Raw genomic sequence first — 15,282 nt, forward strand, 5'->3', positions numbered from 1 at the left:
GAATTAATTCCAACCTCCTCCTAAACTTCTGTATAATATAATTGAAGAATTCAATAAATCTCTTCTGGTTTTAATCAGGTCGAGCTCTGTTTCCAGAGCCGATTTCTGCGAAGTGATTACTTCAAGGTAATTTGCATAACCTGCCAGATACAATTCTTTAGATGTGGTAATCGCAGCGTTCATTAAAGAGGATTCTTCAAACTTCAGTTGTACTTTATCTTTTAAGAATCCGATCTTATTGATTTGTGTATTTACTTCAGCAAATGAATTCTGAATGGTTTTCTGATATTGATAAAATGCTTCCATGGCAGAAGCATTATTTTGCTCGATATCTGCAATTAACGCCGATCTGTTTAAGAATGGCTGGGTTAATCCGCCCAATACACCGAAGGCCAATGAAGAGGGATTAAACAAAACACTTGCATTGAAGGAGGTAAATCCTACCTGTGGACTAATGGTAAGTCCTGGTAACAAAGCAGCACGTGCTGATTTTACACTTGCTTTTTTGGAGGCCAGTGCTAATTCTGCTTCCTGAATATCAGGTCTGTTTAATATCATGGAAGCCGGTAAACCGGTTGCCAGATTTTCTGTAAAAGTGATATTATCAAAGTTTTGGGCTCTGTCTATTTTTTGCGGAAAACGGCCTATCAATACATTCAGTTGATTTTCTATTGCATTGATTTCTGTTCTTACATCTTTTTCGAGTGCTTTTGTATTCAATAACTGGGCTTTGAACTGTTGAACGGCCAGTTCTGTAGCTCTGCCACCTATTTTTTGAACTTCAACAATTTCTGTAGCGGCTGTTTGTAATTCGATGTTTTTCAAAATTACTTCAAGTTCTTTATCCAATGAAATAAGGTCATAGTATAAAGTGCTGATTTCTGCTACCAATGCTGTTTGAAACAGTTGAACTGATTTTTCAGCAGCCATCATTTGTAAATGGGCGGCTACCTTTTGATTTTTCAGTTTTCCGAACAGGTCAACTTCCCAGATACTTCTGGCTCCTAAAAACATTTCGGGTGTAAAATCGGTATTTACTTTTTGGTTATCGGTAATGTTGGGAGACAGGTTGGTATCAAAGTTACCAACACCGGTCATGGTGTATTTACCGTAACGGTCACCCGAAGCGGAGGCTTGCAGGTTTACCGTTGGTGCCATTGCGCCTCTTGCTCTTCTGTATTGAGCGCGGGCAGCTTCAATACGCTGGTATGCCGATAGGAAGTCCCAGTTTTTTGCCAATGCAGAATCTACTAATCTGATTAACTTCTCATCCTGAAAAAAGTTTTTCCAGGAAATTTGAGCGATGCTGTTGGTATCAACATCGCTTTCTGCTACAAACTTTTCAGGAACTGCAGTTGTTTCGGGTATTACCAGTTTTTTAGCCGGTGTACAGCTTGCTATACCGATTAATGCAGCGCCTATCCAATATTTATATTGCATTTTCATTCTTAAATTTTGTTTACGCATTTTCAACTTTCTTTTTCTTCCCTCTTTCTCCGAGTGATGCAAACAGCACGTACAAGCCCGGAATGATGAATATTCCGAAAATAGTTCCCGCCAGCATACCTCCGGCAGCAGCAGTACCGATTGATCGGTTACCCATAGCTCCGGCTCCGGATGCGATACACAGCGGAATTAACCCGGCTATGAATGCGAAGGATGTCATTAAAATGGGTCTCAAACGTGAAGCTGCACCTTCAATCGCCGATTGTAAAATAGTGGCGCCCTCCGTTCTTCGTTGAATAGCGAACTCTACAATCAGAATGGCATTCTTACCTAATAACCCAATCAGCATCACAAGTGCTACCTGAGCATAGATATTATTTTCCAATCCTAATAAGTATAGTAATCCGAATGCTCCGAATATACCCGTTGGTAATGATAAGATTACCGGCATTGGTAATAAGAAACTTTCATATTGTGCAGCCAGAAGTAAATACACGAAAATTAAACAGATGGCAAAAATATAAACAGCCTGATCGCCCGAGATAATCTGTTCGCGGGTCATACCCGACCATTCGTGCGTAAATCCTCTTGGTAATTTCTCTTCGGCAATTTTGTTAACTGCTTCAATTGCCTGGCCGGAGCTAAATCCGGGTGCAGCATCTCCGTTAATCATTGCTGAAGTATACATGTTATAACGGGTGAGCTGTTCAGGTCCGAATACTTTTTCCATTCTGATAAAGTTGGCAAACGGTACCATTTCTCCATGAATATTTTTTACGAATAACTCCTTGATATCTTCAGGTGTTTTTCTGTATTCAGGTGATGCCTGTAACATTACTTTATACATCATTCCGAAACGGATGAAGTTAGTGGTGTAATAAGAACCCACTAATGTTTGTAGTGTACTCATCGCTGCATCTACTGTAACCCCGTTTTTCGCTGCCAGTTCCTGATCAACATGTAACAGGTATTGCGGGAAGTTCGGGTTAAAGCTACTGAAAGCGTTCACCACTTCCGGTGAGTTATTGATGGCATCAATAAAATCATTGGTCACATCAGCGGTTTGCTGCAAATCACCAGAACCGGATTTATCTAATATTCTTAATTCAAACCCACTGGCGTTACCGAATCCCGGAACGGTTGGAGGTGGGAAGAATTGAATACTGGCATCAGTGATACTGGCACTTTTTTGTTCCAGAATGCGGATTAAGTCAGCTACCGATTCTTTTCTGTCTGCCCATGGTTTAAGGTTGATCATACCCATGCCATAAGATGCTCCGGCCACCTCGTTCACAAGGCTATAACCTGCCAGTGTTGACATGGATTCATACGCATCCAGTTCGGCAGCGATTTTTTGGATCTGGTCCATCACTATTTCAGTACGTTCTACCGTTGCACCCGGAGGTGTGGTTACGTTTACATAGATCATACCCTGATCTTCTGTAGGAATGAAGCCCGATGGTAAAACTTTTGCAATACCAAAAGTGGCTACAACAAACAGTACCAGTAATCCTAAAGTAATACTTCTTTTACCGGCAATTTTTGCAACGGTTCCTTTATAATTGTTTTCAACTTTATCGTAGCGTTTATTGAAACCTCTGAAGAATTTACCGAAGATGGTTTTATTCTGATTGGGGTCATTGTGTTTCAACATGATTGCACACAATGCCGGGGTAAGTGTTAATGCGTTGATACCCGAAATAACAATGGATATGGCCAATGTTAAAGAGAACTGGCGATAGAAGATACCTACAGGGCCATCCATGAATGCTACAGGAACGAATACAGCCGACATAACAAGCGTAATGGCAATAATCGCACTACTGATTTCTTTCATCGCTTTAATGGTGGCGTCCATTGCATTCAGGTGTTCCTGAACCATTTTCACGTGCACGGCTTCTACTACCACAATCGCATTATCTACCACAATACCGATGGCTAATACCAGCGCAAATAGTGTTAATAAGTTGATGGAGAAGCCCATTGCCTGCATGAAAAATAATGTACCGATCAATGCTACCGGAACGGCCAGCGCCGGAATCAAAGTAGATCTGAAATCCTGTAAGAAAATAAATACTACAATTGATACGAGCAGGAAGGCTTCAATCAGCGTTCTTAATACCTCGTTGATCGAAGCATCCAGAAAACGTGATACGTCATAGTTGATATTGAAATCCATACCCGGCGGGAAGGAAGTTTCTTTCAACTCTGCCATTCTGTTTTTTACATTCTCAATTACTTCACGGGCATTTGAACCGGGACGTTGTTTCATCATAATAGAAGCACTCGGGCGCCCGTCGGTTTTTGAAACCATCTGATAACTCAATGAACCGAACTCAATCGTTGCAATATCTTTTAATTGTAACGTGGTACCGTCGGGGTTAGCCCGCAATACAATATTTTCATATTGATCAGGTTCGTTGAGTTTACCGGTATATTTTAATACATACTCAAGCGTTTGTGCTAATCTGTCAGAACTTTCACCGGTTTTACCAGGTGCTGCCTCTACATTCTGACCTCTGATAGCTGTAATTACTTCGTCGGCAGATATATTATATGCTACGAGTTTGTCGGGGTTTAGCCATACGCGCATTGAATAGTCTTTGGCTCCCATGATTTCTGCGAAGCCCACACCGTCAATACGTTTTAACTCCTGCAGTACGTTGATATCGGTGAAATTAAATACGAATTTCTCATCGGCATTCGGATCGGTACTCATGATATTGAGGTACATGAGCATACTGTTTACTTCCTTTTCGGTAGTAACCCCGGCTTTAATTACCTCTTCAGGTAATTCATCGAGTACGGTGGTTACTCTGTTCTGAACGTTTACCGCAGCAATGTCAGGGTCAGTTCCTACTTTAAAGAATACCTGAATAAGAGTGGTACCTGTATTGGATGTTACAGATTGCATGTAAGTCATGCCCGGTACCCCGTTAATTGCACGCTCGAGAGGAGTGGCTACTGCTTTGGCACTTACTTCGGCATTGGCACCGGTGTATCTGGCTGTTACCATTACTGATGGTGGTACAATGTCGGGAAATTGTGTAATGGGCAAAGTAAATAAGGCGAGTACCCCCATTAACGTGATCATCAAAGAGATTACCAGCGATAATACGGGTCGCTTAATAAATTTTTCAAACATAATCGGTCGCTACTTTCTGAATGGATTGATTTATTTGTCTTCTGAAATGTTCGTTGAGTCTGAGTTGTACACAGGTTGAATCTCCATACCATTTCTAATATTTTGTACACCCTCACATACGATTTTATCACCAGCCTCAATACCTTCGGCTACGATGAACTGATCACTTGTACGCTTTTCAGGGATAAAACTTTTCATCTCAACAGTATTGTCTTCTTTTAAGACATACACAAAACTTCTGTCTTGAATTTCAAATACTGCTTTCTGAGGAATTAAAATGGCATCCTGAACTTCTGTGTCAATCAAAACTTTACCGGTAGCACCGTGTTTTAAGAATTTTTGTGGATTATGAAATTTTGCTCTGAAGGCAATAGAACCGGTTCCTTTTTCAAAAATACTGGCTGATGTTTCCACATCACCCTGAATTGAATAAATAGAGCCGTCTGCCAATTGTAATGATACTTTACCAAAATCACCTGATTTTGCTTCTTTCGCAAATTGCAGGTATTCGCTTTCTGATAAATTAAAGTAGGCATATACATAACTTACATCAGATACTGAAGTGAGTAATGTTCCTTCCGCCAGCAATGAACCGGTTTTCATCGGAATTCTATTTACAATACCGTCGAAAGGTGCTCTGATGATTGTATAAGTCAATTGTTTTTCTGCATTACTCAATACAGATTGTGCTTCTGTGATTTTAGCCTGTAGTGCAGCACGTTTTGCTTTTGCTACTGCCAGATCACCTTCAGCAACAATATTCTTATTAACTAAGATCTGAATACGGTCTATCTCAAGATCTGCAGCTTCATTCTCTGCCACTGCAGAACTTAGCGTAGCTTTTGCTTTTGCTACTTCTGCACGATACTCATCGTCGTTGATCTGAAAAAGAGCCTGTCCTTTTTTCACTCTTTCTCCTTCGTCAATAAAAATTTTATCAAGATAACCGGCTACGCGGTTTCTGATTTCTACGTTTTGTACTGCCTGGATGTCGGCTACGTACGATTGTTGTAAGGTAGTGCTTGAGGTGGTTACTTCCTTTACCGGAATCGGTAGTATAGATGCCTGATTCAGGTTTTCGGCATTGGTTTGACAACCAACTGTTGCTATAACACCAGCCAGTGCGATAAATCCTTGAATGGAACTAATCTTCATGAGTTCTATGATTGAGTTTACTTGTTTATTATGTTAAAAGGCAGCCGCAAATCGTGCGTCGATTCGTTAGGATACAAGAACTTGTCTTGTGTGTTACTTCGATTGGGCGGTACATGCGGGTAATACGAAAGCAATTGAATAGTTCATTCAAAACTTACACGCTGATGTTGTTCACATCAGTATTCCAATCTTCACGTATAACCTTGTGGTGTTGTTAAATTACAGGAATAACAAAAACCTGCATAGTACATGCAGTAATGAATCAGAAAGGATACAATCTGAACAGATAGTGATAATAAGAAGGTTTCGGGAGTCGCTGTGCACGTATTTCGTATTGTGCATTGACAGCTTTTACTAAATTAGGAAACTGAATCTCCGTTTTGTCTATTTTTCTGCTTAAGCCCAGTGTCTGATATTGATTATTCTGTTGAAAACGAACGGCATCTATATCGATGTCCTGCTCAAAAAAGAGCTCATAATGTTCATCAGGATCAATATCTTCCGCATCTAAAGCAAAAGCAATGGGAATATTTGAGAAGTTCAGCTGAATTAAAAAGTCCTGAGGCGCAGCCACATCATCACAATAATTAATATCATTTGAAGCAAATGCTCCAAATGAAGTGATAAGTATTGAGAGTAATATGATGAACTTTGCTTTCAAGCGATACTTTTTTTATTAAGATGTTTTTTTCAGGGAATCAGTTGTACCCTCATATTATAACAATCCTAAATAAGATTTGTTAAAATTAATACATTCAGTTTACTTTTGGTATATGTTAAAGAAGATTGGATTAGATGGATTTATACTCGCGTTGGCTTTTGCAGTAATAATTGCTAAAATTTATCCGGCTGCAGGCCTTGATTATGAGTCGTTTTCATTGAGCAAAATCACTAATATCGGCGTGGCATTCATCTTCTTCTTTTACGGCTTAAAGCTTAATTTTGAGGAGATTAAGAAAGGATTAAAAAATTGGAAACTCCATGTACTCATCCATCTTACCACTTTTGTACTCTTTCCCGTAATTATTTTATTGTTAAAATATTTCTTTGCAGGCACTGATTATTATCTGTTATGGCTGGGAGTTTTTTTTCTGGCAGCATTGCCGTCTACGGTCTCTTCCTCTGTTGTAATGGTGAATATTGCTCATGGTAATGTACCCTCAGCAATCTTTAATGCCTCTATTTCCAGTTTTCTGGGAATATTTTTTACCCCTTTGTGGATGAATATTGAAATGCAGGCAGGCAGTAGTGATTTTGATATGCAAGACACGCTCTTCAAACTCATTTTGCAAGTGCTGGTTCCTGTAATAGCAGGTGTTGTATTAAATAGATTCTGGGGCAAATGGGCGTCAAAAAATAAAAATACACTCAAGTACTTCGATCAATCAATTATTGTGTTGATTGTGTATGCCTCTTTCGCAAAGTCTTTTGATCAGAATATTTTCTCACAACAATCGGTATGGGTAATTATTGCTCTATTTGCATCAATGTTGTGCTTGTTCGGATTAGTTTTCTTCATTGTGAGATATATCTGTAAGCTACTCAGGTTTAATCAGGCAGATACGGTTACTGCGATTTTTTGCGGATCAAAAAAGTCATTGGTACACGGTTCGGTGATGGCAGCAGTATTGTTCGGAGAAAGTACGATGGCTGGTTTGATGTTATTGCCCATCATGATTTATCATGCGCTGCAATTAATTCTGGCCAGCTGGATTGCTAATTACTGGGGTGCTAAATATTCAAAAGAATCAGCCCAATTGCCAGTATCATAAGAAAAAGTAGTATGTACAACAACTCCTGTCGTTGATTAAAACTAAAAGGCAGGGCAGGTAATGGCTCAATGGTGTGTAAGAATGGAACCTGTCGTTCCTGAAAACTGATAGTTTGTTGTAGCTTTGATTGAAAACTGTTCCAACAATCAGCATTGATATAGTTTGCTAAAACATCCAGCTGATGTTGAGGGGGGAAGTCATCATACTTCACACTACCGAAAAAACGTTTTAAATGTTGCGCTGATATTTTAATTTTTGTAGCTTTTAAAATGTCTTCTGACAATTCATCATAGGAGAGACCGGTAGATAAGGTAGCTTTTCTACTATCAAACCTACATAAAACCTCTTCTTGCAGAGATTGTAAATAATATCTTTGTAAAACAGCAGACACAAAAATTCCTTTCCATTAATATACGATTTTTTTCTTAAATCATGAAGAATTTGATTGTATTTTTATTAAAACTAAGCACATGAAATACCGTTTTTTTTTCTTTTTGTTGATTGTCAATATAGCTGCATTTGCACAGTCTGAAGAATTATATCCCGATAACAGGCCGAAAAAAGACGGTTTTTTGCGCGTTTCAGATAAACAGATGCGTACCGAATTGTCGAGCTTTACCATCAGTGGAATTGTTGAACGCATGAATTCAACTCCTTTAACGGAGCTGAATCCGATCGATTACGAGTCTACTTATATTAAGTTCGAAGGAGAAGGTTATCATGTTACCATCAAGAGTTCACCCTTTTATCAGGAAAATGCCAAACTGGTTTTTTATGATGAAAAATATCTTATAAAAATTAATGGTAAACCCTTTTACGGAAGTTACGGAGCTATTCCTAAAACGAAAATCGATACGGTGATTGTAACCAGGGGTAGCCAGAATATTGTCATTCCGGGTACAGCGTTTAATGATTTATATGCCCCCGTTTTTACTTATAGCGAAGGCGGTGAAATTCGCACTAATTGTAATGTATTGCTTTCAAATGACAAGAAACGTCTTTACATCTATATGCTGAACAATGAAAGAATCGGAAGATATGAAGTGACCTGGGTGATTGCAGACGGGCAGTATGTACGCCGTGTAGTAGACTCAGGAATTATGAATTAAAAAAAATATAATAAACTTATACAATTTAAATATCAAAGACCGCGTTATTAATTCGGTTTTTCATAGGATATTGGATTTAAAAATGGGGTTGGATTTCTATCCTGACCCTTTTTTTATTTATAACATCCTGTTGATGGTACAATTTCCTTTTTCTTCATGAATGCTGATATTACCACTGCTGATATAAAGTGTATCTGACCGGTCGTTCGCATTTACCAGCCTTAATTGAAACTTAGCTTTTAGCTGATTGGGAGAATACTTGGTGATTTTTAAAGTGTCGTTCAGCTGATAGGTAAGAATATAGCTCTGAAACTGAGCATTTACGAGTGTTATTTTTCCATCCGTAGTGTCTGAAAAAGTATATATTCCCTTTCCGTCAAAGTCTTGCAAACTGATCATAAAACCCTTTACAATATTGTTGGTGTCGTTACAGTCGTAACCTATAATCAATTGATTAGCAATGTGATTTGCGTGTAAGGTATGACAATGGCTTTTCCAATTCTTACCACTGATTACTGCGTTGATATTACATCCGTCATTAATCGTAGAAAAATTATCCTGATTGGGCTTCGGCGTTGAAGCGTTTCCACAACTGATCATCCCTATAGCGTAAATTGAGCCTACAACAAATTGGAAAAATCTTGAGTACATATTAATGGTTTCGAACAGCCAAAATTAAACTCTTTCTGAAAAAGATAAACCATAAACGCTAATCCTAATGAGACTTTAATTTTCAGGCAAATGGTTTTAATGTTTCTTATTTGATTGATAATTAGGTTCTTGTGGAAGAATCTCTAATGATTAATTCGAATCTCAGCAGTAATTTATTAGCATTGTTTAATGTATAACTGCCGTTCAGGGTACTAATCAGGTGATTGGCTGCCAGCCGACCCATGGTGTGCCCCGGGTAATGAATAGTGGTCAGATTTGGTTCTACTACGGTAGCAACGGGATCATTATTAAATCCTACTACGGCAATATCCTCCGGTATTTTCCAGCCGGCTTTTTTAAGGGCCACCATACATCCGACTGCGCAATTGTCGTTTGCAAAAAAAACACCGTCGGGCCGGGGATGCATACTTTGTAGTAATTCGGCTACTTTGATACCGGCTTCCTGGCTTAGGTTATTAGTCAGTACCATTTGCTCGTTAAAGGGAAGCTGGTGATGTGCCAATGCCCGTTGGTAACCTTTTAAACGGTCCTGGTAAACGTTTCGAACCGAGTGGGCAGTTACATGAACAATCCTTTTACAACCTTGCAGTATCAGATGCTCGGTGGCTGTGTAACCGGCCAGCTCATTATCTATTAAAATACTGGTAGCGTCAATGGTATCATCGGTACGGTCAAAAAATACCAACGGAACATTTTTATTCTGATAAGGTAAGAAGTGAGAATAATCGGTGGTGTCGTAAGCCAATGAAACCAATAAGCCATCTACCCGGTGGTTAAAAAGGTTTTGAGCAATCGATGCTTCCTGTAGCTTAGACTCAGATGACTGGCTGATAATCAGGTTATAACCTTTTTCATTGGCCACGCTTTCGATACCTGCGATAGCACTCGACATGAAATATGAATTCAGCCGCGGAATAATAACCCCTAATGTATTGGTTCTTTGCAAACGCAGGTTACGGGCAAAATGGTTGGTGCGGTACCCCATTGCCGCTGCAGCATCCAGAATTTTCTTCTTGGTTTTTTTGCTAACCACACTGTCATTTTTCAATGCCCTGCTCACAGTAGCAATCGAAAGATTCAGCTCACGGGCAATATCGTATATAGTAACTTCTTTTGATTTCATGCAAGTAAGAAAGGTAAGTAAAGCTATTAAATTTATTGATAATTTGTAAAGCCGGCATAGTAACTTAATGTTTTTTATTTGTTTATGCAAAGTGAAAGACTGAAATTTGTTAAGTGAGGTTGTTTTTAACCATAATGGCTTTTTATATCTTTGCACTGAGCGTGCATCCGTGTGAAGACATGAAACCCAGTTGTATTTCTGAGGTAACTACTGTTATGTCAGAACATGCAATGGTGTATGAACATGTGGTGCTGGAACAGGATATTTGTCCGCCTTTTTGTATGTGTTCCTGCTGTAGCATTTCTATAGAAACTCCTCTTGTACACTTTTTTCCTTTATTAGCCAATCAGTTTGACGAAGTTTTTGCAGTTTGGATCAGACCAAACACAGACCAGCCTTCGTTTGAAATTTTCCAGCCTCCACGACCTTCATTTAGTTAATTCCTGAAGATAGCACTCGCTATCACTTTTATTGTTTTTGACTAATCAGTGTTTAAATTGAATGAAGAATGCTAAATAAGATTATAGCATTCTCATTAAAGAATAAGCTAATGGTTATGCTATTCGTAGTAGCATTGATCATCGTTGGCGTATTTTCTTTAGTGAGATTGCCCATTGATGCTGTACCGGATATTACAAACAATCAGGTACAGGTGATTACTATATCCCCCTCAAACGGACCGGAAGATATTGAAAGATTGGTAACCTTTCCGGTTGAAATGAATTTATCTACCATTCCGGGAATCGTTGAAATAAGATCTTTTTCAAGATTCGGATTAAGTGTTGTTACAGTTGTTTTTGAAGAAGAAAGGGATATTTTCTGGGCACGTCAGCAGGTACAGGAGCGATTGGTACAGGTGAGAGAAATGATTCCGGAAGGAATCGGTTTGCCTGAACTCGCACCTATTACTACCGGCCTGGGAGAAATTTACCAATATGTTTTAGCCGTAGATTCAGCGCATACAGATCAGTATACCGCCATGGACTTACGAACGATCCAGGATTGGGTGATAAGGCGCCAGTTATTAGGTGTGCCGGGAGTAGCAGACGTATCCAGTTTCGGAGGTTTTTTGAAGCAGTATGAAGTGGCGCTCGATCCGGAGAAAATGCGTGCCCTCAACGTTAATATCGCAGACGTTTTTGATGCGCTGCAGGCAAATAATCAAAATACAGGTGGTGCTTATATCGATAAATATCCGAATTCGTGGTTTGTGAAAAGTATCGGTCTTATCGGTAGTATAGAAGATATAGAGAACATCGTGGTGAAATATTCATCCAACGGAACACCGCTATTTATCCGAACGGTAGGAACTGTTCAGTTCGGACATGCAATCCGTTATGGTGCCATGACTTATCGCGATCACGGTGAAGCAGCGGGAGGAATTGTAATGATGTTGAAGAATGAGAATTCTAACGAAGTAATTCAACGTGTAAAAGCCCGCATTGAAGAAATTCAGCATAATCTTCCGGAAGGAATTACCATCGAAGCTTTTATTGACCGCGCAAAATTGGTAAATGCAGCGGTTAAAACCGTTAAAACAAACCTGCTCGAAGGAGCTTTGATCGTAATTTTTGTATTAGTGTTAATGCTCGGAAATCTGAGAGGTGGTATCATCGTAGCCTCAGTGATTTTCTTGTCTATGCTGTTTGCCATTATTATGATGCGTTTATTTGGTGTTAGTGGTAACCTGATGAGTTTAGGCGCTATTGATTTCGGATTAATAGTGGATGGAGCGGTAATTATTGTAGAAGCCACTCTGCATCATCTCATGTTACGAAAAGGACAAAGGTTAACGCAGAAAGAAATGGATGGTGAAGTACAGATGGCCTCTTCACGGATGATGAATGCCGCTGCGTTCGGTCAAATTATTATCCTTATTGTTTATCTCCCGATTTTAACGCTGGTGGGCATCGAAGGAAAAATGTTTAAACCGATGGCGCAAACCATTTCATTCGCTATTCTGGGTGCAATGATTCTTTCTCTCACCTATGTTCCGGTAATCAGCTCATGGGTACTCAATAAAAAAATAAGTGATAAAGAAACTTTTTCTGATAAACTGATGAATCGATTGAATCACGTTTATCAGAAAGCTTTGAAATATGTAATTCATCACGGAAAAATTATTGTGGCTGCTGCGATTATTTTATTTGCCGTTGCTGCATGGACTTTCTCTAAGATGGGGGGTGAGTTTATTCCTAATCTTGATGAAGGTGATTTCGCGATTGAAACAAGAATTCTTACCGGTAGTAGTTTGAGTAAAACAGTAGAAGTAAGTACAAAAGCGTCTAAGCTACTGCTTGAAAATTTTCCTGAGGTAGAATACGCTGTAGGTAAAATAGGATCATCGGAAATTCCCGTTGACCCGATGCCGGTTGAGTTATGTGATCTCATTATTACATTAAGGCCCCGAAGTGAATGGAAGTCAGCCAAAACAAAAGAAGAACTGGGTGAAAAAATGAAAGCTGTTCTGGAAGAACATATTCCCGGGGTAACTTTCGGGTTTCTGCAACCAATACAAATGCGCTTTAATGAGCTGATGTCGGGAGCAAGACAGGATGTGGTAGTGAAGATTTTTGGTGAAGACTTGAATAAATTAGCTAAGTATGCAAAAGAACTGGGCAGAATTGCGGCCGATGTAAAAGGTGCGGAAGATTTATATATTGAAGAAGTTACCGGTTTACCCCAGGTTATCATCAGGTTTGATCGTGCCAGATTAGCACAGTATGGTCTGACCATCGAATCTGTAAACCGGGCCATCAGTGCCGGCTATGCAGGAGCAGTTGCCGGTCAGGTATTTGAAGGCGAACGTAGATTTGATCTGGTGGTAAGGCTTCAGCAGGATAAGAGAGCTGATATAGAGTTTCTGAGAAATTTATATATCACTACCTCAAATGGTAATCAGGTACCGCTATCACAAATAGCAGAAGTAAACTTTGAAATTGGCCCTAATCAGATTCAAAGAGAAGATGCAAAGCGTAGAATTACGGTAGGCTTTAACGTTAGAGGAAGGGATGTGGCGTCAGTAGTAGGTGAACTCAGAGAAAAAGCAAAAGAAAAAATAAAATTCGAAACAGGGTATAGTATAGCTTATGGTGGAACGTTTCAGAATCTGGAAGAGGCTAAAGAACGTTTAAGCATCGCACTTCCCGTAGCATTATTACTCATTTTACTGTTATTGTACTTTACTTTCAAATCATTAAAATACGGATTGCTCATTTTTACGGCGATTCCTTTATCAGCTATCGGTGGAATATTTGCACTCTCTTTACGCGATATGCCTTTTAGTATATCAGCCGGTGTCGGATTTATTGCTTTATTCGGTGTGGCCGTATTAAATGGAATTGTATTGGTATCGGAATTTAACCGTCTCAAGAAAACCGGTATTACTTCAATCGATCAGATCATCTATGAAGGTACAGCTACGCGTTTAAGGCCGGTATTAATGACCGCAATGGTAGCTTCGCTGGGCTTTATACCAATGGCGCTTTCTTACGGATCAGGTGCTGAAGTGCAAAGACCTTTGGCTACTGTGGTGATCGGTGGACTGGTAAGTGCCACTTTACTAACTTTATTTGTATTGCCTTGTTTGTATCGCTGGCTCGAGCAAAAGAATGTAGAAGCAAAACATACTAAGATAATAGCCATCGGTTTTGTTCTACTGCTGATGAACATGAATACAGAAGCTCAACAGGTAAAATCAGGTTTGGAAGATTTACAGGAAAAAGTGATCAATAATCACCTGCAGGTAAAGTCTTCTTTACTGGAAGTGGAAGCGGCCAGAACGAACCAAACGGGAGTTGCTCAATGGGGTAAGACCAGTTTTGATGTGCAGTACGGGCAAACAAACACCTATTACCGGGATAATAATATCAGCCTGAATCAGCAGATTCCTAATCCGTCTACTGTAGCTGCACGCCGAAAGTTAGCACAGGCGCAGGTCGACGAACGTTTAGTGTCAGTAGATCAGGTAAGGGTCACTTTGATGTATGAAGTGGCACTGGCTTATTACGACTGGGCACATTATAAGAGAGTAAGTAATTGGTTGAATAAGATGGATAGCATCTACGCTCAGTTTCAAAAAGCGGCTTCCATAAGGTACCGGGTAGGTGAAACCAATTTATTGGAACAAACCACTGCTGAAGTACAGTGGAAAGAAATCCAGATGCAGAAAGTTAGAAATGAAAGAGAAATTAAAGCTGCAGAAATTAATATTCAACGATTATTAATGAATGATACAATTCCTGTATTGAGTTATGAACCTGTTCAGTATAAGGAAGCAAATATCTCCCGTATTGATTTACTGCATCCGCAATTATTTCAACTGCAAAAAAGAAAAGAGGTTGCTTTTAATGAACTTCGACTTGAAAAAGCCAACAGATTACCCAATTTTAATATCGGTTATTTTAATCAGACAATCGTTGGATATGCAAATGTAGATGGTATTGAAAGGTATTTTGGTAGCGGTAAACGTTTTCAGGGATTAAACGTTGGAGTAGCTGTTAATATATTCGATCGCTCTTTTAAGCAAAAGATAAAACTGGCTACGGTTAATCAGCAAATTGCCGAACAACAGTACAATCTTGGGCTTAACAACTTTGAAAGACAATATTATCAGGCATGGATGAATCTTCAGAAAATTAAAGAAGAAATAAAATACTATGAAACTGCAGCTATGCCGAACGTGGAGTTATTATTAGAGCAGTCTACCAAATCATATCAGGCAGGAGAGCTGGAGTATGTATCGTTGTTACAGGCTTTGAGAACTGTAAGTGATGTTGAAATGAATTACCTGAACGCCTTATACAATCTGGCACAAGCAAATGCCCTGATTCAGTATTATGAAGCAAATAAATAAAAAAA

The 15,282-nt window shown here is 39.3% G+C and carries 11 protein-coding genes; 4 read left to right on the forward strand and 7 right to left on the reverse strand.

Annotation, left to right across the window (positions count from 1 at the left end; genetic code table 11):
* Nucleotides 1-3: 3 nt before the first annotated feature.
* The 4 genes from D9O48_RS11675 to D9O48_RS11690 all read right to left on the reverse strand — a co-directional run bounded on the left by D9O48_RS11675 (nucleotide 4) and on the right by D9O48_RS11690 (nucleotide 6,407).
* Nucleotides 4-1,467 (reverse strand): TolC family protein, encoded by a 1,464-nt coding sequence (locus D9O48_RS11675; RefSeq protein ID WP_126973156.1) that lies wholly within the window; start codon nucleotides 1,465-1,467, stop codon nucleotides 4-6.
* On the reverse strand, nucleotides 1,460-4,591 hold the full coding sequence (locus D9O48_RS11680) for an efflux RND transporter permease subunit (protein ID WP_126973157.1): 3,132 nt from the start codon (nucleotides 4,589-4,591) through the stop codon (nucleotides 1,460-1,462). Before D9O48_RS11680 ends, D9O48_RS11675 begins: the two co-directional genes overlap by 8 nt.
* Before the next feature lie 30 nt (nucleotides 4,592-4,621).
* On the reverse strand, nucleotides 4,622-5,746 hold the full coding sequence (locus D9O48_RS11685; RefSeq protein WP_126973158.1) for an efflux RND transporter periplasmic adaptor subunit: 1,125 nt from the start codon (nucleotides 5,744-5,746) through the stop codon (nucleotides 4,622-4,624).
* 262 nt (nucleotides 5,747-6,008) lie between these two features.
* Entirely contained in the window at nucleotides 6,009-6,407 is a 399-nt protein-coding gene (locus D9O48_RS11690; RefSeq protein WP_126973159.1) for a hypothetical protein, read from the reverse strand.
* A 112-nt stretch (nucleotides 6,408-6,519) separates the two neighbouring features.
* Between D9O48_RS11690 and D9O48_RS11695 the strand changes: the two genes are divergently transcribed.
* On the forward strand, nucleotides 6,520-7,518 hold the full coding sequence (locus D9O48_RS11695) for a bile acid:sodium symporter family protein (protein ID WP_126973160.1): 999 nt from the start codon (nucleotides 6,520-6,522) through the stop codon (nucleotides 7,516-7,518).
* Here the strand turns inward: D9O48_RS11695 and D9O48_RS11700 are convergent.
* Entirely contained in the window at nucleotides 7,478-7,909 is a 432-nt protein-coding gene (locus D9O48_RS11700) for a hypothetical protein (RefSeq protein WP_126973161.1), read from the reverse strand. The genes D9O48_RS11695 and D9O48_RS11700 overlap by 41 nt on opposite strands.
* Nucleotides 7,910-7,988: 79 nt before the next feature.
* On the opposite strand from D9O48_RS11700, the gene D9O48_RS11705 reads away from it, so the two are divergent.
* Entirely contained in the window at nucleotides 7,989-8,627 is a 639-nt protein-coding gene (locus D9O48_RS11705; protein ID WP_126973162.1) for a hypothetical protein, read from the forward strand.
* A gap of 117 nt (nucleotides 8,628-8,744) precedes the next feature.
* Here D9O48_RS11705 and D9O48_RS11710 read toward each other — a convergent pair whose 3' ends face one another.
* Both D9O48_RS11710 and D9O48_RS11715 read right to left on the reverse strand, forming a co-directional pair.
* Entirely contained in the window at nucleotides 8,745-9,278 is a 534-nt protein-coding gene (locus D9O48_RS11710) for a hypothetical protein (RefSeq protein ID WP_126973163.1), read from the reverse strand.
* Nucleotides 9,279-9,399: 121 nt separating this feature from the next.
* A complete protein-coding gene (locus D9O48_RS11715; RefSeq protein ID WP_126973164.1) occupies nucleotides 9,400-10,422 on the reverse strand; it encodes a LacI family DNA-binding transcriptional regulator in 1,023 nt (340 codons plus the stop codon).
* A 134-nt stretch (nucleotides 10,423-10,556) separates the two neighbouring features.
* Here D9O48_RS11715 and D9O48_RS11720 point away from each other — a divergent pair, with 134 nt between their 5' ends.
* Entirely contained in the window at nucleotides 10,557-10,862 is a 306-nt protein-coding gene (locus D9O48_RS11720; RefSeq protein ID WP_126973165.1) for a DUF6660 family protein, read from the forward strand.
* A 68-nt stretch (nucleotides 10,863-10,930) separates the two neighbouring features.
* Entirely contained in the window at nucleotides 10,931-15,277 is a 4,347-nt protein-coding gene (locus D9O48_RS11725) for a CusA/CzcA family heavy metal efflux RND transporter (RefSeq protein WP_126973166.1), read from the forward strand.
* Nucleotides 15,278-15,282 lie beyond the last annotated feature (5 nt).

Origin of the sequence: Gynurincola endophyticus (assembly GCF_003991195.1) — a bacterium.
Lineage (GTDB): Bacteria > Bacteroidota > Bacteroidia > Chitinophagales > Chitinophagaceae > Gynurincola > Gynurincola endophyticus.